Consider the following 17,883-nt stretch of genomic DNA (forward strand, 5'->3'; position numbering starts at 1 on the left):
TAAATACTTTCGATAAAACGTAAAGCAATTAAGAAAATCTAAATTTAAACAGTCCTTTAATATTACAAGGTACTAAAATTATGCGTTTTGTGCTTTAAAAGCTTTTAGTTTTTCGATTAAAGCTGGTACAACTTCAAAAGCATCACCAACAACACCATAATCTGCAGCTTTAAAGAAAGGAGCTTCAGGATCTGTGTTTACAACAACTTTAACTTTAGAAGCGTTAATACCTGCTAAATGCTGAATTGCACCAGAGATACCAATTGCAATGTATAAGTTTGAGGCTACAGGCTTACCAGTTTGTCCTACGTGCTCACTGTGAGGTCTCCAACCAAGGTCAGATACAGGTTTAGAGCATGCTGTAGCAGCTCCTAAAACATCCGCTAATTCTTCTATCATTCCCCAATTTTCTGGGCCTTTTAATCCTCTACCACCAGATACAACAACTTCGGCATCTGCAATACTTACTTTATCTGTTGCTTTATCAACAGATTCTACGCTAACACCAGAATCTGGTATTGATGGTGAAAAATCTTCAACAGAAGCGCTTCCACCAGCGTCAACAATTCCAAAAGAGTTGTTAGACAAACCAACTATTTTTACGTCTGTGTTTATTTCTGTATTAGCAAAAGCTTTATTAGTAAAAGCTGTACGTTTTACTGTAAATGGTGAAGTGTTAGATGGCGCCTCAACTACATTAGAAACATATCCTGCGTCTAATCCTACGGCTAACAAAGGTGCTAAATATTTACTGTCTGCACTAGAACTTAAAACAACAACTTTTGCACTTTCGTTTTTAGCAGCTTGCTCTATTACAGCAGCATGTTTTTTTGCATTAAAGTTGTTTAAACTATCGTCTTTTATAGATAATACTTTAGAAGCTCCGTAAGCTCCTAAGCTATCATTATCATCTGCATTAATGGCAACAGCAGTTACTGTTGTACCCATTTGGTCTGCAACAGCTTTTGCGTAAGACACGACTTCTAAAGCTGCTTTTTTAAATTTTCCGTTTTCTGACTCTGTATATACTAAAACTGACATAATTCTTTTTTTAAATGACTTTAGCTTCGTTATGAAGTAAATTAACTAATTCATCAATATTATCTGCATCTACTAACTTAACTGCTCCCTTAGGTGCTGGTTTTTCAAAACTTGCAGTTGAAGTTTCTGAAGTGGCATCTACTGGTTCAACTACATTTAATGGCTTTTTACGAGCCATCATAATACCTCTCATGTTTGGTATACGAAGATCACTTTCTTCTACAATACCTTTCTGTCCTGCAACAACTAATGGTAATGACGTACTTACAGTTTCTTTACCACCATCAATCTCTCTAACAGCTTTAGCGCTTGTACCGTCTACCTCTAATCCTATACAGTTGGCAACGAAGTTAGCATCTGTCATTGCAGCAAGCATACCAGGAACCATTCCACCATTATAATCAATAGATTCTCTTCCTGCTATTACTAAATCGTAACCACCATCTTTAACAACTTTTGCTAATTGTTTTGCAACAGCAAATCCGTCTGTAGCTTCAGTGTTAACTCTAATAGCAGTATCTGCACCTATTGCTAACGCCTTTCTTAGTGTTGGCTCTGTTTCAGCACCACCTACATTAACAACGTCCACGCTAGCACCTTGCTTTTCTTTAAACCACATTGCTCTGGTTAAACCAAACTCATCATTAGGGTTAATTACAAACTGAACACCATTAGTATCAAACTTTGTATCTCCATCTGTAAAATTAATTTTGGAAGTTGTATCAGGTACATGGCTAATACATACTAAAATCTTCATACTTATATATTATTTAAGTTTACATTAATTTGTGTGAAATTTTACTAAAACGATTTCGTTAATTGTTTGTAAAACTTCAAAAAATTGCGGTTACGAAGGTAAATATTTTATTTCGAATATTTACTATGCGTGCATAATAAATTTTAAAGAAATTTGATTTACTTAGTTTTTCATTTATTGCTATTTTTGTTCTTCGTTTAAAAAGAAAATAATGAAGACAATTCAATTTAGAGAGGCAATTGCAGAAGCCATGAGCGAAGAAATGCGTAGAGACGAGAGCATTTACCTTATGGGAGAAGAAGTTGCAGAATATAATGGTGCATATAAAGCATCTAAAGGTATGTTAGATGAGTTTGGACCAAAACGTGTTATCGATACTCCTATTGCAGAGCTTGGTTTTGCAGGTGTAGCAATAGGTTCTACAATGACTGGTAACCGTCCTATAGTTGAGTATATGACGTTTAATTTCTCATTGGTTGGTATTGATCAGATTATAAATAATGCTGCGAAAATTAGACAAATGTCTGGAGGACAGTTTAAATGTCCTATCGTTTTTAGAGGACCAACAGCTTCTGCAGGTCAGTTAGCGGCAACACACTCACAAGCATTTGAGAATTGGTTTGCTAACACACCAGGACTTAAAGTGGTTGTGCCTTCTAACCCTTATGACGCAAAAGGACTATTAAAATCTGCTATTAGAGATGACGATCCTGTAATTTTTATGGAAAGTGAGCAGATGTATGGAGATAAAGGTGAAGTGCCTGAAGGAGAATATACTATTCCATTAGGTGTAGCAGATATTAAAAGAGAAGGAACAGATGTTACCATTGTATCTTTTGGTAAAATTATAAAAGAAGCTTACAAAGCAGCAGACGAATTAGAAAAAGAAGGAATTTCTTGCGAGATTATAGATTTAAGAACGGTGCGTCCTATGGATAGAAAGACAGTTGTAGAATCTGTAAAGAAAACAAATAGACTTGTTGTTGTTGAAGAAGCATGGCCTTTTGGCAACGTAGCAACAGAAATTACATACTTAGTACAATCTGAAGCGTTTGATTATTTAGATGCACCAGTTGTAAAAATTAATACTGCAGATACACCTGCACCATATTCACCAGTACTTTTAGAAGAGTGGTTGCCTAACAGTGATGACGTTGTAAAAGCGGTGAAAAAAGTAATGTATAAGTAAATAAATCGCAGTTTTCTGCGTTAAATAAACTTCATCAATAACCAAAAACTAATTTTAGCATGGTTGTTGATGAAGTTTATTGTTTAAATATGAAGTTAAAACTATTCTTTGCCCTCTTTATTATAGCCTTAACCTCAGCTTTTGCCCAAACAAAAGTTAGTGGTTACGTTTTTGATGTAAAGGATGAGCCAATTCCTTTTGCAAATGTGGTTTTTAAAGGTTCTACCGAAGGTACTATCACAAACGAAGATGGACGATTCTATTTAGAGTCAGACGAAACATGGGGAGCTTTAATGGTGTCGTTTGTTGGTTATGAGGTTTTAGAATTCCCACTCACAAAAAAGGTAAATTACGACTTAAGATTTGTGCTTAAGGAAGAGGCTGAATCCCTAAAAGAAGTAGTTATAGTTAGTGGTAAACAATCAAAGAAAGCTTCAGAAAATCCGGCAATTCGTATTCTACAGAAAATTTGGGAACGCAAAAGACAAAACGGTCTTAGCCAGTTTAAACAATACCAATACGACCAATACGAAAAAGTAGAGTTTGATCTTAATACTATAGATAGCGCACTAATTAAAAGTAAGCTATTTAAAGGTATGGAGTTTGTTTTTGAAGAGGTTGACACATCTTCAGTAACAGGTAAGACCTATCTGCCAATTTTTTTAAATGAATCTGTAAAGAAAGTTTATGGCGATAATGAGCTCAATGAAAAACGTGAAGATTTAGTAGGAAACAAAAATTCAGGATTTAGTAACAATCAAGTGATTATTGATTTTGTTGATGATTTATATTCAGACTATAATATTTACGATAATTATTTAAAATTCTTTGATAAGAGTTTTGTAAGTCCTTTGAGTCGCACAGGTATACAAACTTATAACTATGTGCTTTCAGATAGTGCATTTATAGATAACAAATGGTGTTATAATATCATTTACTATCCAAGACGAAAAAATGAACTCACTTTTAAAGGAGATTTTTGGGTTAATGATTCTACCTATGCAATTAAAGAAATTAATCTTCAAGCATCTAAAAGTGCAAACATTAACTGGGTAAAAGAAATATACATAGAGCAAGAGTTTGAGGTTTTAAATGATTCAGTTTTTCTTATAAAACGCGATTATTTTTTATCAGACTTTGCCTTAAATAAGAAAGAAAAATCTCGTGGAGTTTACGGTAAACGTACTACGTTGTATGACAATTATAAGTTTAATCAACCTAAGGATGAAAAATTCTATGATAAGGTAGTTTATAATTATGACGAAGATGTTTATAACCGAGAAGATGATTTCTGGGAAAAGAATAGGCTAGAAGCCTTAAACAAAGATGAAAAAGGTGTTTACAAAATGTTAGACACTTTAAAAACAGTAAAGAAGTTTAAAAGGCTTTATAACTTGGGAAGTATACTTGCCTCAGGTTATATAGAATTTCCAAGTATTAATTTCGATTATGGTCCAATTTTTTCAACATTCGGATTTAATGAGGTTGAAGGTTTACGTCTTAGAACTGGTGGACGAACTTACTTTGGTCCAAACGATTTATGGAGATTAGAAGGCTTTTTGGCTTATGGCTTTAGAGATGATAAATTTAAATACGGAATTTCTGGAAAATGGCTTTTAGATAAACGGAGTCGTCTCACCATTTTTGGTGGTAATAGAAGAGATGTTGAGCAAATAGGTGCAAGCCTTACAAGTTCTACTGATGTTTTAGGAAGAAGTTTAGCCTCTAATGCCGTTTTTACGGCTGGAGCTAATGACAAATTAACCAATATTAATTTAACCAATTTAGGGTTTTCAATTGAGCCTTCGCGAAATTTTGAAGTTCGTTTAGATGGAAGCTTTAGAACTTTAAGGTCAGCATCACCAACATTCAGTTTAGATTATAATAATCCTGAATCTTCAACAGGTATTTCTTCAGAAATCAAACAATTTGAAAGTCGATTAGCATTATCCTATTTTCCGAAACGACAGATGACAGGTTTTGGTGTAGAGCGAAAAGAGAAAAATGATGATTTCGCCAGACTTTTTGCACAAGTTACACGTGGAGATCGAGATTGGTTTGACAGTGATTTTGATTACACTAAAGTGCAGTTCTCTTACATACAGCCATGGCAAGTTGGTGGATTTGGTCGTTTGGTAACGTCAATTGAAGCTGGTAAAACTTTTGGAGAAGTGCCTTTAGGATTGTTAAGTGTTGTGCCAGGTAATCAAACGTATTTTTCAATTTATAATACATTCTCTCAACTCGACTTTTATGAGTTTGTAACAGATACATATACTTCTGTTCATTTAGAACACAATTTTAATGGTCGTTTATTTTCACGTATACCATTCTTAAAGAAATATAACCTTAGAGCTATTGTTGGGCTTCGAGGTGTTTGGGGAGAGTTGTCTGATGAAAATATTGCATTAAGTACAACAGGAAATCCTGTGGAATTCCAACTTGTGGCACCAGATACGCGTATGTATTATGAGTACAGTGTGGGTGTGGCCAACATTTTCAAAATTTTAAGAATAGACTTCAATTTTAGAGGTAATTATTTAGATAATCCAGACGCCAGACGTTTTGGTGTTACAGGTAGTTTTGGATTCTATTTTTAGAATACTGACCAAAATCATTTTATAGGAATAGTCTGACTAGAATCATTTTCTAATTATTAGTATGCCAATATATTTAAAGCATTAAAATGTTATTAATCTTTAAATATAAAGGGTATGAAAACACTAGTAAAATTTTTAGCAATGTTGTTATTCGTTACAGCTTTTGTGGCATGTAGTGATGATGACGATGACAACCCAATTGTTATAAATGACATCATGGTTGTGTATAACTCAGACAGTGGTATGTTCTCTGCAATTAATACCACAAATGGGACACTTGCATCCATTGGAACGATTTCTTTTAATGGTGAGGTTTTAACTGGTCTAAGGGATATTGTTTATAATGAGTCTAACGGAATGATTTATGCAAGCTCTCGTTCAGATTATAATAATGGAGCAATTTTTAGTGTAAATCCATCAACACTCGAAGCATCTATACTAAATGATAACGCTGATGATGATTGGTATGCGCTTCCAGGACTTGAGATTTATAATGGAAAAATCCTCGCGACTGTATATTGGGATGATTATGATAACGACAATAACTTAGACTATAACGAAGGATTGGTTACTTTAAACTTAGATGGAACAATCTTTAATGTTACACCTTTAATGGAAGATGGTGATACTATTTCTCTCAATGAAGGAATGGGTATTGAATATACTAATAATGATACTGAACTACTAATTACAAGATGGGATGAGATAATAGTGTCAGATTTTAATGGTAATGTTATGGAGATTATTCAGCTTAATCAGGCAGACTTTCCTGTAGGAGAATCTTTAGATGGAATAAGAACACTTGAGACAAGCGAAGACGGTGTGATTTATGGTATCGATAGAGATAATCATTTTGGTCGCATAGATTTAACTGTTGGTTCACCAGTAGGTACTTTTACATATATTACCACTTTAACTCCAGAAGATGACAAACACGTAGCATTATCATTAATACCAGAAAATATTTTTGATCAAATACCTCAGTAATTTGGTATAAAAAAAAGGAAGTCAACAAGTGCTTCCTTTTTTTATCTCTATTTCGTGGTATTAATCATTTTCAAAGTAGGTCTAGTAGGTACTAAATTATATATTTGCACCTAATTAAGTATTTGATAATGACAAAAGAGCAAAAATTAACCTTTGACGTTTTAATTGAAATTCCAAAAGGAAGCCGTAATAAGTATGAGTATGATTTTGAGTTAAAGAAAATCCGTTTCGATAGGATGCTATTTTCATCAATGATGTATCCTGGTGATTATGGATTTGTTCCAAAAACATTAGCTTTAGATGGTGATCCTTTAGATGTATTGGTTCTAGGACATGAACCAACATTCCCAATGTGTGTAATGGAGGTAAAACCAATAGGTGTGTTTCATATGGCTGACGAAAAAGGTCCAGACGAAAAAGTGGTTTGTGTTCCTGTATCAGATCCAATATGGAGTTTAAAAGAAGATATAAAAGATCTTAATCCTCATCGATTGGATGAAATAACACACTTTTTTCAAGTTTATAAGGACTTAGAAAAGAAAAAAGTTGACGTAGGTGGTTGGGGAGATGCAGAAGAGGCTCGAGATATTGTAAAAAAATGTATCGAGCGTTATAACAATAGTCATCATAAGTCTAACGGAGATTTTACGATATAGTTAAATCTTAGGTTTAAAAGTCTAAACCCTTTTACATTGATAGTAAAAGGGTTTTTCTATTAACATTAATTTACTACTTTTGCCCAGTTTTAAAAGCGAATAACTAATCTCAATAAATATATATGGAATCAAATATGATTTTTGTACCAATGGCATTAGCAGTCGTAGGATTGCTTTTTATGTTTGTGAAAATGTCATGGGTAAAAAAGCAAAATGCAGGAAATGAAAAAATGCAAAACATATCTAAAGCAATTAAAGAAGGTGCTCTTGCCTTTTTAGGTGCTGAGTATCGTTTGTTGCTGGTATTTGTAATTATAGCATCAGCTGCATTATTCGGAATATCTCAAGTTGTGGATACAACAAGCGTAATGATTATTCCTGCTTTTATTATAGGTGCTGTTTTTTCGGCTTTAGCAGGAAATGTAGGTATGCGAATTGCTACTGAAGCTAATGCTCGTACTGCAGAAGCTGCAAAAACAAGTTTACCACATGCTTTAAAAGTATCTTTTGGTGGTGGTACAGTAATGGGACTTGGAGTAGCAGGCTTGGCAGTTTTAGGTTTAAGTTTGTTATTCTTTTTCTTTTTAGGTCAGTTTATGACAGAAGGAGGGAATTTCTATAATGAAATGACAGTTGTTTTAGAAACCTTGGCAGGTTTCTCTTTAGGAGCTGAGTCTATTGCATTATTTGCTAGAGTTGGTGGTGGTATTTACACTAAAGCAGCAGATGTTGGAGCTGACTTAGTAGGTAAAGTTGAAGCTGGTATTCCAGAAGACGATCCACGTAACCCAGCTACTATTGCAGATAACGTTGGTGATAATGTTGGTGATGTTGCTGGTATGGGAGCTGATTTATTTGGTTCTTACGTTGCTACAGTATTAGCAGCTATGGTACTTGGTAACTATGTAATCAAAGACATGTCTGCTACAACACAGTTTACAGATGCATTCAACAATATGGGACCAATCTTACTACCATTGGTAATAGCTGGTGTTGGTGTATTGGCGTCTATCATAGGAACTTTCTTAGTAAGAATTTCTTCTAATGATGCTAAAGAAGCTCAAGTGCAAAAAGCACTAGATATGGGTAACTGGGTGTCTATAATAATAACACTTGTAGCAAGTTGGTTCTTAATCCGTTGGATGTTACCAGAAACTATGACTATGAATTTCTTTGGTGAAGGCGCAAAGTCTATTCCATCACGCCATGTATTTTATGCAGCTATGATTGGTTTAGCTGTTGGAGCTTTAATCTCTATGGTTACAGCGCACTACACGTCATTAGGTAAAAAACCAGTTTTAGATATCGTAAAAAATAGTTCTACAGGTGCTGCAACAAATATCATTGCAGGTTTAGCTGTAGGTATGAAATCTACATTCTTATCAGTAATATTATTTGCTGCTGCAATTTATGGATCTTATGCCTTAGCAGGTTTTTATGGTGTTGCTCTTGCAGCTTCAGCAATGATGGCAACTACTGCAATGCAATTAGCTATTGATGCTTTTGGACCTATAGCAGATAATGCAGGAGGTGTAGCAGAGATGAGTGAATTAGAGCCTCACGTTCGTGAGCGTACAGATATTTTAGATTCTGTTGGTAATACAACTGCTGCTGTAGGTAAAGGTTTTGCTATTGCTTCTGCTGCCTTAACAGCTTTAGCGCTTTTTGCTGCTTATGTTACTTTTACAGGTATTGATGGTATTAATATCTTCAAAGCCGATGTGTTGGCAATGTTATTTGTTGGTGGAATGATTCCGGTAATCTTCTCGGCTTTGGCAATGCAATCTGTAGGTAAAGCAGCAATGGAAATGGTACAAGAGGTACGTCGTCAGTTCAAAGAAATTCCAGGTATTATGGAAGGAACTGGTACACCAGAATATGCGAAGTGTGTGGATATTTCTACAAAAGCAGCATTAAGAGAAATGTTATTGCCAGGTCTTATCACTATAATTACTCCGGTAATCATCGGTTTAGTTTTCGGTGCAGAACCATTAGGTGGTTACATGGCAGGTGTTTGTGTAAGTGGTGTAATGTGGGCAATCTTCCAAAACAATGCAGGAGGAGCTTGGGATAACGCTAAAAAGTCTTTTGAAGCAGGTGTAGAAATTAATGGTCAGATGACATACAAAGGTTCTGATGCTCACAAGGCTGCTGTAACTGGTGATACTGTTGGTGATCCTTTTAAGGATACTTCTGGGCCTTCTATGAACATTTTAATTAAATTAACGTGTTTAGTAGGTTTAGTAATAGCGCCAATTTTAGGAGGTCATACTTCTGAAGAAGGTTTAGCTAATAATGAAGATGAAGTTTCAATAGAAATGACAATTGAGTCTAAAGACATGGCTAAAGCTACAGTAAACTATTCTACTATTAAAAACGGTGAAAAGGTTTCTGAAGTTATAACTTTTGAAGGCACTGAAGCTGAAGTAAAAAAAGAATTAGAAGCATTTGAAGCTACTGTTAAAACTGACGGTAAAGATGTCGAGAAAATTATTGAAGAAGTAAAAATTACTAAAGAATAATTTTTAATATCTAATAATTAAAACCACGCTAAACAGCGTGGTTTTTTTATTTTTACGTATTAAGATTAATAGATGTTTACAAAAGATCCACTACAAATAATTGCATTTCAGGGCTATGGCACAGATACGCATTTCTATGCACGTGGTAGAGCTTTTGAAGATGAGTCTATTGATCTCGAAAATCAAAATACTTGGCACCTTATTATTAATACTTGGAAACGTTTTGAAACAGACGAAATTAAAAACGTAGAGGTAAGTATTAAATTATCTAATGGTATTACTCTTAAAGGAAAAACGGACAGAGATGGCTATTATAAGATCGAAGCAAATCTGAATGATCTATCAAAACTAACCAATGATGAAGATTGGCTTTCGTTTGAGCTTTCATATAGCGATGAAAATATTAAAAGGAAAATACAAAATGACAACAGGTTTCCTGGTGAAATATTAATTCCTTCAACCACAGCACAATTTGGTGTTGCCAGTGATATAGATGATACTATTTTACATACTGGTGTAGTTAGTACATTAAAATGGAAAGTTATTTATAACTCAGTATTTAAACACGCAAAAAATAGAATTCCTCTAGAAGGCGCAGCAGATTTTTATCATAAATTATATAGAGGCGTATCTGGTAAAAACACTAATCCAATATTTTATGTTAGTCATAGTCCATGGAATTTATATCGCTATTTGGAATTATTTTTGAGACAGCACAACTTTCCAAAAGGACCAATTTTACTAAGGAATTTTAGTAATCTACTACGAAAGCAACCTCAAAATCAAAAACCACAAAAGCAAAGAGAAATCCTAAACTTATTAAAGACTTATCCTAATTTACCTTTTATTTTAATTGGAGATAGCGGTGAACACGATCCTGATATTTATATGGAAATAGCAGAAGAATTTCCTGAAAGAATTTTAGCCATTTACTTAAGGAGCGTAAAGCATAAAAAGAAAATGCTTAGAGTAAAAACGCTTGTAGAGAATTATAAAACCACCAAAGTTTTATTGGTAGAAAGTAGTGCTCAAGCCATTGAACATGCCAGAGCACATGGTTTTATAGCTTAAAATAAACCGTTAATTTCTGCATCAATTTTATTGATAATGCCTCCTAAATCTTCAGGATTGGCAACAAAATCTAGATTGTCTACGTCTATAATTAATAAGTTACCCTTATCGTATTTTGTAATCCATGCTTCGTAGCGTTCATTTAGTCGACTTAGGTAGTCTATACTAATAGTGTTTTCATAATCACGACCGCGTTTATGTATTTGCGCTACCAAATTAGGAATTGAGCTTCTTAAATAGATTAATAAGTCTGGACCTTTTACAAAAGATTCCATCAATTCAAATAAAGAAGAATAATTTTCAAAATCGCGATTGGTCATTAAACCCATGGCATGTAGGTTGGGAGCAAAAATATGAGCGTCCTCGTAGATTGTTCTGTCTTGAATAATGTCTTTGCCACTAGTTTGAATCTGGCTTATTTGACGAAATCTACTGTTAAGAAAATATACTTGTAGGTTGAAACTCCAACGTTCCATTTGATTGTAAAAATCGTCTAAGTACGGGTTGTCAACTACGTCTTCCAATTGGGCTTCCCATTTATAATGTTTTGCTAACATTTTAGTCAACGTCGTCTTTCCGGCTCCTATATTTCCAGCAATGGCAAAATGCATAATCTATTGTAGTTTAAGTTGGTATTGACGTAGAATTTCGTCGTGGTAAATATACAAGGTTTCATTGGTTACCAAAAACTGACTTATTAACAAATTTACATGTTCAATCGGTTTTATTTCATCACTGTTTTTAGATAGTAAAAAGAGATTATTTTCTTTTCTTAAAACCAAATGCGCCTTACTGAATGCTAGACTTGTATAGCCATTATTAGGGTGTTTTGCTATTAAACTTCCAAAATAATTATAGATATAGAGATATTTTTCGGTAAGCATGTAGCAGTTGTTATAGTCGCTTTTTAAATCCAAAACTTCAGATTGAACCGGAACCGTTTTTTGTTTGATTTTATTGGCTTTATAATCGTACAATTCTAATTGTTGTAAATCCTGATTAAAAATCCAAAGTGTGTTATCATAGCCTGTAGAAACAAAGCTGACATTCTTGTAATTTTGAAGTGTATTAAAGTCTATTTTAAAAATTTCAGCCAAACGATTATCCAATATCACAACTGTATTAAAATCCTTGTAAAATAAATTAATCTTTAAAGGATTAAAAGTATTAGCTGTTGTGATTTCGCCAAGTTGAAAGTTGGCATATGTAATCGTAGTATCCTTTGTTTTTTTATTAAAGGTGTTGTCGTTAGAAGCGTAATATAAAGTACTGAAAGTGTCTATCCCAAAAATAGATTTAGCCTTGATTTTGGTTGAATCTTTAATCTGCATCTGTACATTATCTTGGGCGCAGAGCGGAAGACTGAATAGAAAAAGGAAATAAATTAAATGCTTCATACAAGACAGAAAAATACAAAAATTGCACCAATGATTGTATTATTCTGAACTACTTTCAGAATCTTTTTAAAATTGAAGTTTAAGAATTAATAGGGATGCTGAAACATATTCTGAAGGACAAAAAAAGTATAAGGCCTTAATCAGTAAGTTTATAACCAAACCCACGAACATTTATAATTTGCAAGTTCTCATCTTTTTTGAGTTTTTTTCGAAGTTTGGTAATAAAAACATCCATACTTCTGGCAGAGAAAAAATCATCAGTTCCCCAAAGCTTGTTTAAAATAAGTGAACGGTCTAAAACTTTGTTTTTGTTTTTTATAAGATGAAATAATAAATGCGCTTCTCTGTGCGTAAGTTGTATAGCTTCATCGTTTTCAAAGTAAAGTTGTTGTTTTGGGAAATCAAAGTTGTATTTGCCAATGATTAAATTTTCGGAAGTTTTTTGAACTTTAGTGCGATTAAGAAGATTATGAATTCTTACGATGAGCTCTTCCATGCTAAAAGGTTTCTTTAGGTAGTCATTTCCTCCAATAGAAAATCCTTCTACAACATCTGCTGATTGCGATTTTGCAGTTAGGAAAATAATAGGAATAGCATCGTCAATGGCTCTGATGTCTTTAGCCAAAGTAAAGCCATCCTTTTTTGGCATCATAACATCGAGAACTAAAATTTCTGGATGCTCTGACTGATATTTTTCAAAGGCTTTATCACCATTATCGCAGAGTAGCACTTCAAAATCTCTGGTTTCTAGACTTTCCTTTATAATTTGTCCTAACGCAGCTTCATCTTCAGCAAGAAGTAGTTTTATTTTATCAGCCATTTGGTACTGTGATTTTAAAGGTTGTTAAATCTTTACTTAAGTTTATATCAATGCTTCCACCATGTTTTTCAATGATAGATTTGGTGTAATATAGCCCAATACCAAACCCTTTAACATCGTGCGTATTACCTTTAGGTATACGATAGAATTTTTCAAAAATACGTTCTTTATTAGCTTTAGATAAAGTGTTGCCATTGTCTGAGATTAAAATTTCGAAGCTTTTTTCCTTCGGAATTAAATCTACAGAGATAATGTTGCCTCCATATTTAACAGCGTTATCTAGAATATTATTTAGAGCATTTTCAAAATGAAACACATCAATAGTTGTTTCTAGGTGTTCAACCTTAAGACTTGTATTAAATTCTTTATCAGGAAACTGAATTTTATAACGTCTGGTTAAGTCGTTAAGAAGCGTTACAATATCTATCGATTCCTTGTTGAGTTCTAATTTGTCACTGTCTAATGTGGCAGTCTCTAATAATTTTTCAACCATAAGATTTAGCTTTTCTAATTGCTGAGAAGACATGTTTACATAGTTTTTGGTTTTTTCTTTGTCTTCAATAGCGTTAAAGTTGCTAATACTCTCCAAAGCTACTCCTATAGTAGCAATAGGTGTTTTAAACTCGTGAGTAATATTACTAATAAGGTCGTTCTTTACTTCAGCTAATTGTTTTTGGTGTTTTATAATCTTTAATAGATAAAAAAGACTACTTATTACAGCTGCAATTAATAAAGCCGAAATAAGAATACCTACCAAACTTCTCTTTAAGACTAGTTTAGTTTCATTTGTAAAACTGATATCGAGTTGACTCCCTTTTGGTAAAAAAGTAGATTTAGATGAGGTATAAAGCTTATTTTTAAAATCAGTTAATGTGTCTTTGCTTTTCTCTTTTTTAAAGTGTAAATCATAATCTATATAAAGCTTCTTTCTCAGAAATTCTTGTTTAACCAAGCTGTCTAACTCAAGAAGATCCAAGCTATCATTGCTCATGGATATAACAATTTTAGAAGTAAGAATTTCAAATTCTGAAATATCCTTGATGTTTTTATCGTTCTTGATACTGTCTAGTTTCTTTTTAAAATCTTCTGCTTTAGATGGTTTTATCTGCTCATCCATAACCTTAGACATTGAGTCTGCTTTAGTGCCTGTTAATACAGTTACACCCTCAATGTCATTAATGTCAATCTGGTCTAGTCCTTTAAATCCAAAAGAGTCTTCATCAATTTGTTTTAAAAACTTTTGAATGTGACTTCCTTTTTTTAATGGATCTTTTTGTTGGTCGCCTTCCAAGAAGATTCCAATTGTAGTACGCTCGGCTAAAACCGCATAATAGTCATCTACGGCCTTGTCTAAACTAACCTGAACATCATTAATAAGTTGTTGTTTGTTAGACTGGTAGTTCTTGTAGTTCCAAAATATTTGTATCCCAATTGTAACTATGATTACAGCTACAATAGTGTGCAAAATCCATTTATATCTTTTATCGTTCATAATTCAAAAGTAAATGTAAAAAACTAGTTAGCATTAATCGGTTAACACACGTTAACACTAGTTAACTCAAATAACAAAACTAAGTCTAGATATTTGTGGTGTATTAATCAATTAAAAACAACAGTTATGTTTAAAAATGTATTAACGTGCTTAGCATTAGTATTAGCAACATTAGGATTTAGCCAGAATCCACAAAACGAAAAGATTGGTAATTTGTCACAAACAAAAATCACTAATTTAGAAGTAGTCGTTACTGTAGATTCAGCAAAAGACATTGAAAAAACTTTTAAAGTAGAAGACATTAAAGAAATTTTGAACGCGTCTGATCCTAATGAAGAAATTTCATTTAGCCTAGTTTGTAATGGAACAAAAATGTCTAACGGAAAAAAATCTACAATGACTTACAAAATTGAAGGTAATTCTAATGAACCAGAAGAATTTTTATCTTTAGTTTCAAAGCTAAGATCATCAGCTATTAAATATTACAATAATTAAAATCAATCAAAAATGACCACAATTGTTAGAGTTGTAGTTTTGGCATTAACAGCTGTTTTTACAGCTGTTAATGCACAAGACTTTCAAGGTGTTGCAACATACAAGACGCAGCGGCAAGTAGACATTAAGCTAGACAGTACAAAGATGAATGATGAAATGCATCAGAAAATGATAGCAATGATGAAGAAGCAATTTCAAAAAACATTCACACTTAGCTTCAATAAAGAAGAATCTATCTATAAACAAGAAGAAGAGTTAGACAAACCAAATGTTGGAATGGGAGATGGTATTCAGATTGTTTCAATTGGTGGAGGCGGAGGATCTGATGTGTTGTATAAAAATACTAAGGAGCAGAGGTTTTCTGAACAAGTTGATACATATGGAAAAATATTTCTTGTAAAAGATGGTATTGAAAAAATAGATTGGGAATTAGGTTCTGAAACTAAGTATATTGGAGAATACCAATGTTATAAAGCAACATACTCGAAGATGGTAGAAAAACCAAGAGTAGTTTTTAATAGTGAAAATGAAGAAGAGGAAGAGAAAGAACCTGAAATGGAAGAACGAACAGTTACAGCTTGGTATACACCTCAAATACCAGTTAATAACGGTCCGGATAATTACCAAGGGCTTCCTGGTCTAATTTTAGAAGTTCATGATGGTAAATTAACCATAGTGTGCAGTAAAATTGTACTAAATCCAAAAGATAAGATTGATATTAAAGAACCAGAGAAAGGTAAGGTAGTCAATCAAGAGAAGTATGAAGAAATCATGGATAAAAAAGCCAATGAAATGATGGAGAGATTTAGGCCAAGAAAAGGAAGAGGTAATGGCGAGAGTATCGAAATTAGGATAGGTGGCTAAATACTTGTCAGTGTTAATTTTATGGTAAAGCGACAAGTTTTGTTTAATTAAATAATATATTCGTTAAACAAAATTAAAAATCTTTATCATGAAATCACTATTCTTTAAAACTGGTTTTGTTCTTTTAGCGCTCTTATTTTTTGGAAAATTGACAAAAAATGAGAGAGGCATAACTTACAATAATTCTAATGATGATTTCCAAGGACAAGCATTTTACATATCTAAATCTAAGATGGAACTCGGAAGATGGGGAGATCGATTAAGTGAAGCGCAAAAAAAGCAGGTAGAGGCAAGGTTAAAAAACAGATTAGAAAAAGAGTATGTTTTAACCTTCAATAAAGAAGAAGCTCTGTTTTACGAAGATGAAAAGCTAGATGCAATGTCTGGAGCAACAGATTCTTGGGGTAAAAACTTTTCACCAGGTAGACAATACAAAAATGTAAAAACCAATACACAAATTCAAAATCAAGAATTCTATGGTAAGCAATTTTTGGTTAAAGATGAGTTGTTGAATATTAATTGGATACTAGGTGAAGAAACCAAACAAATTGGAAATTATACCTGTTTTAAGGCTACTGCATCTATACCAACCAGTGAGTTAACTTGGTATGATTTTTCTTGGAGTAGATTAAGAACTAGTAGCGTTGAAGCCGAAAAGAAAATCGACTCAACAAGTACTAAAGCAGTAGCAGAAGAACAAGAAGATGTCCCAATGACAGAAGTAGAAGCATGGTATTCACCACAAGTTCCTGTAGGTCACGGACCATTAGAGTATTGGGGACTGCCAGGTCTAATTCTCGAGGTTAGTGCAGGTAATACAACACTATTATGCACCAAAATAGTACTAAACCCAAAAGAGAAGCTAGAGATTGAAGCACCAGACAAGGGTAAAGAAATTACTAAACAAGACTATCAGACTACCATTGTAAAGAAGATGAAGGAGTTTAGAGATAATCGTATGGGAAGACGAAGAGGATAAATTATTAACACAAGTTTAACGCAATTAAAACTAACAAAAAGCATCTAAAAAGGTCTAAGTCTAAACTTAGTATGATATTTTTATAGTTGTTAACCACGATTAAACTTAGAGAATGAAAAGATTATTTAAAAACTTAGTAGCATTAATTTTTTTAGGCTTCTTCACAACAGCCTTTGCTCAGCAAGACTTTCAGGGAAAAGCATATTACATGTCTAAAACCACAATGGATTTAGATCAATGGGGCGGAAGAGAAATGACACCTGAACAAAAGAAACGTATAGAAGAACGCATGAAAAGTTTCCTTGAGAAAGAATACATTCTAACTTTTAATAAAGAAGAGTCCATATACAAAGAAGATGAAAAACTAGAAGCTCCTGGCTCAGGAAGAGGTTGGGGAGGTTTTGCAAGTAGCTTTACTGGTGGGCCAAAATATAAAAATGTAAAGTCTAAAGAATTGTTACAAGATCAAGAATTCTTTGGAAAACAATTTTTAATAAAGGATGAATTAAAGTCTTTGGAATGGACAATGGGCACAGAGACTAAGCAAATAGGTCAGTATACATGTTTTAAAGCCACAGCCACAAAGACTGTAGACGAGTTTGATTGGAGAAGTATGAGACGTAGAAGAGATAGAGATAATGACAAGAAAGAAGGTGAAAAGAAGAACGACTCTATTAAAAAGGATGACGACCCAATGAGTGAGATTGAGGTGCCAAAAACGATAGAAGTGGTAGCATGGTATACTCCTCAAGTGCCAATCAATCAAGGGCCTGATGATTATTGGGGCTTACCTGGTTTAATCTTAGAGATTAATGCCGACAGAACGACAATACTATGTACTAAGATAGTTATGAATCCTGAAGAAAAAGAGGAAATAGAAAAACCTAAAAAAGGAGAAGAAGTAACTAAAGCGGAATACAACGACATCATCACCAAAAAAATGCAAGAAATGCGCGAAATGTATGGTGGACGAAGAGGAGGTCGTGGAGGACGCGGTAGAAGAAATTAATAAA

General features: G+C 33.5%; 16 protein-coding genes. 10 read left to right on the forward strand and 6 right to left on the reverse strand.

Annotation, left to right across the window (positions count from 1 at the left end; all coding sequences use genetic code 11):
- Positions 1-78: 78 nt before the first annotated feature.
- A complete protein-coding gene (locus ACXAFS_RS10975; RefSeq protein WP_475306961.1) occupies positions 79-1,041 on the reverse strand; it encodes an electron transfer flavoprotein subunit alpha/FixB family protein in 963 nt (320 codons plus the stop codon).
- Between the two features lie 10 nt (positions 1,042-1,051).
- Positions 1,052-1,798, reverse strand: coding sequence for an electron transfer flavoprotein subunit beta/FixA family protein (locus tag ACXAFS_RS10980; protein WP_475306962.1), 747 nt, complete (start codon positions 1,796-1,798; stop codon positions 1,052-1,054).
- A 211-nt stretch (positions 1,799-2,009) separates the two neighbouring features.
- On the opposite strand from ACXAFS_RS10980, the gene ACXAFS_RS10985 reads away from it, so the two are divergent.
- The 6 genes from ACXAFS_RS10985 (at position 2,010) to ACXAFS_RS11010 (ending at position 10,823) form a co-directional block, all read left to right on the forward strand.
- Positions 2,010-2,987, forward strand: a complete 978-nt coding sequence (locus tag ACXAFS_RS10985) for a pyruvate dehydrogenase complex E1 component subunit beta (protein WP_475306964.1) — start codon at positions 2,010-2,012, stop codon at positions 2,985-2,987.
- Positions 2,988-3,076: 89 nt separating this feature from the next.
- Positions 3,077-5,587 carry a DUF5686 and carboxypeptidase-like regulatory domain-containing protein gene (locus ACXAFS_RS10990; RefSeq protein WP_475306965.1) on the forward strand — a complete coding sequence of 837 codons (2,511 nt, stop codon included), beginning with the start codon at positions 3,077-3,079 and terminating at the stop codon, positions 5,585-5,587.
- A 114-nt stretch (positions 5,588-5,701) separates the two neighbouring features.
- Complete coding sequence (locus ACXAFS_RS10995; RefSeq protein ID WP_475306967.1) at positions 5,702-6,574, forward strand: hypothetical protein; 873 nt, start codon at positions 5,702-5,704, stop codon at positions 6,572-6,574.
- A gap of 128 nt (positions 6,575-6,702) precedes the next feature.
- Complete coding sequence (locus ACXAFS_RS11000; RefSeq protein WP_475306968.1) at positions 6,703-7,230, forward strand: inorganic diphosphatase; 528 nt, start codon at positions 6,703-6,705, stop codon at positions 7,228-7,230.
- A 122-nt stretch (positions 7,231-7,352) separates the two neighbouring features.
- Entirely contained in the window at positions 7,353-9,752 is a 2,400-nt protein-coding gene (locus ACXAFS_RS11005; protein WP_475306969.1) for a sodium-translocating pyrophosphatase, read from the forward strand.
- A gap of 72 nt (positions 9,753-9,824) precedes the next feature.
- Positions 9,825-10,823, forward strand: coding sequence for an App1 family protein (locus ACXAFS_RS11010; protein WP_475306970.1), 999 nt, complete (start codon positions 9,825-9,827; stop codon positions 10,821-10,823).
- On the opposite strand, the gene ACXAFS_RS11015 is transcribed toward ACXAFS_RS11010, so the two are convergent.
- From ACXAFS_RS11015 to ACXAFS_RS11030, 4 genes are all read right to left on the reverse strand, one after another.
- Complete coding sequence (locus tag ACXAFS_RS11015; protein WP_243470907.1) at positions 10,820-11,434, reverse strand: deoxynucleoside kinase; 615 nt, start codon at positions 11,432-11,434, stop codon at positions 10,820-10,822. The two genes, ACXAFS_RS11010 and ACXAFS_RS11015, sit on opposite strands and share 4 nt — an antisense overlap.
- A gap of 3 nt (positions 11,435-11,437) precedes the next feature.
- On the reverse strand, positions 11,438-12,154 hold the full coding sequence (locus ACXAFS_RS11020) for a hypothetical protein (protein ID WP_475306972.1): 717 nt from the start codon (positions 12,152-12,154) through the stop codon (positions 11,438-11,440).
- A 202-nt stretch (positions 12,155-12,356) separates the two neighbouring features.
- Positions 12,357-13,040 carry a response regulator transcription factor gene (locus ACXAFS_RS11025; RefSeq protein ID WP_475306973.1) on the reverse strand — a complete coding sequence of 228 codons (684 nt, stop codon included), beginning with the start codon at positions 13,038-13,040 and terminating at the stop codon, positions 12,357-12,359.
- A complete protein-coding gene (locus ACXAFS_RS11030) occupies positions 13,033-14,532 on the reverse strand; it encodes a sensor histidine kinase (RefSeq protein WP_475306974.1) in 1,500 nt (499 codons plus the stop codon). The genes ACXAFS_RS11025 and ACXAFS_RS11030 overlap by 8 nt, the downstream gene beginning before the upstream one ends.
- Positions 14,533-14,658: 126 nt before the next feature.
- On the opposite strand from ACXAFS_RS11030, the gene ACXAFS_RS11035 reads away from it, so the two are divergent.
- The 4 genes from ACXAFS_RS11035 to ACXAFS_RS11050 all read left to right on the forward strand — a co-directional run bounded on the left by ACXAFS_RS11035 (position 14,659) and on the right by ACXAFS_RS11050 (position 17,879).
- Positions 14,659-15,027, forward strand: coding sequence for a hypothetical protein (locus ACXAFS_RS11035; protein WP_475306976.1), 369 nt, complete (start codon positions 14,659-14,661; stop codon positions 15,025-15,027).
- 12 nt (positions 15,028-15,039) lie between these two features.
- Positions 15,040-15,891 (forward strand): GLPGLI family protein, encoded by an 852-nt coding sequence (locus ACXAFS_RS11040; RefSeq protein WP_475306977.1) that lies wholly within the window; start codon positions 15,040-15,042, stop codon positions 15,889-15,891.
- Positions 15,892-15,979: 88 nt separating this feature from the next.
- A complete protein-coding gene (locus ACXAFS_RS11045; protein WP_475306978.1) occupies positions 15,980-16,870 on the forward strand; it encodes a GLPGLI family protein in 891 nt (296 codons plus the stop codon).
- Positions 16,871-16,982: 112 nt separating this feature from the next.
- Positions 16,983-17,879, forward strand: a complete 897-nt coding sequence (locus ACXAFS_RS11050; protein WP_475306980.1) for a GLPGLI family protein — start codon at positions 16,983-16,985, stop codon at positions 17,877-17,879.
- Positions 17,880-17,883 lie beyond the last annotated feature (4 nt).

The sequence above is a fragment of the Winogradskyella sp. ABM4_392 genome (genome assembly GCF_056160445.1).

Excerpts from the sequence above, each read along its gene's own strand:
- ACXAFS_RS10975 (WP_475306961.1), bottom strand. The coding sequence starts at position 1,041 with ATGTCAGTTTTAGTATATACAGAGTCAGAAAACGGAAAATTTAAAAAA.
- ACXAFS_RS10980 (WP_475306962.1), bottom strand. The coding sequence starts at position 1,798 with ATGAAGATTTTAGTATGTATTAGCCATGTACCTGATACAACTTCCAAA.
- ACXAFS_RS10985 (WP_475306964.1), top strand. The coding sequence starts at position 2,010 with ATGAAGACAATTCAATTTAGAGAGGCAATTGCAGAAGCCATGAGCGAA.
- ACXAFS_RS10990 (WP_475306965.1), top strand. The coding sequence starts at position 3,077 with ATGAAGTTAAAACTATTCTTTGCCCTCTTTATTATAGCCTTAACCTCA.
- ACXAFS_RS10995 (WP_475306967.1), top strand. The coding sequence starts at position 5,702 with ATGAAAACACTAGTAAAATTTTTAGCAATGTTGTTATTCGTTACAGCT.
- ACXAFS_RS11000 (WP_475306968.1), top strand. The coding sequence starts at position 6,703 with ATGACAAAAGAGCAAAAATTAACCTTTGACGTTTTAATTGAAATTCCA.
- ACXAFS_RS11005 (WP_475306969.1), top strand. The coding sequence starts at position 7,353 with ATGGAATCAAATATGATTTTTGTACCAATGGCATTAGCAGTCGTAGGA.
- ACXAFS_RS11010 (WP_475306970.1), top strand. The coding sequence starts at position 9,825 with ATGTTTACAAAAGATCCACTACAAATAATTGCATTTCAGGGCTATGGC.
- ACXAFS_RS11015 (WP_243470907.1), bottom strand. The coding sequence starts at position 11,434 with ATGCATTTTGCCATTGCTGGAAATATAGGAGCCGGAAAGACGACGTTG.
- ACXAFS_RS11020 (WP_475306972.1), bottom strand. The coding sequence starts at position 12,154 with ATGCAGATTAAAGATTCAACCAAAATCAAGGCTAAATCTATTTTTGGG.
- ACXAFS_RS11025 (WP_475306973.1), bottom strand. The coding sequence starts at position 13,040 with ATGGCTGATAAAATAAAACTACTTCTTGCTGAAGATGAAGCTGCGTTA.
- ACXAFS_RS11030 (WP_475306974.1), bottom strand. The coding sequence starts at position 14,532 with ATGAACGATAAAAGATATAAATGGATTTTGCACACTATTGTAGCTGTA.
- ACXAFS_RS11035 (WP_475306976.1), top strand. The coding sequence starts at position 14,659 with ATGTTTAAAAATGTATTAACGTGCTTAGCATTAGTATTAGCAACATTA.
- ACXAFS_RS11040 (WP_475306977.1), top strand. The coding sequence starts at position 15,040 with ATGACCACAATTGTTAGAGTTGTAGTTTTGGCATTAACAGCTGTTTTT.
- ACXAFS_RS11045 (WP_475306978.1), top strand. The coding sequence starts at position 15,980 with ATGAAATCACTATTCTTTAAAACTGGTTTTGTTCTTTTAGCGCTCTTA.
- ACXAFS_RS11050 (WP_475306980.1), top strand. The coding sequence starts at position 16,983 with ATGAAAAGATTATTTAAAAACTTAGTAGCATTAATTTTTTTAGGCTTC.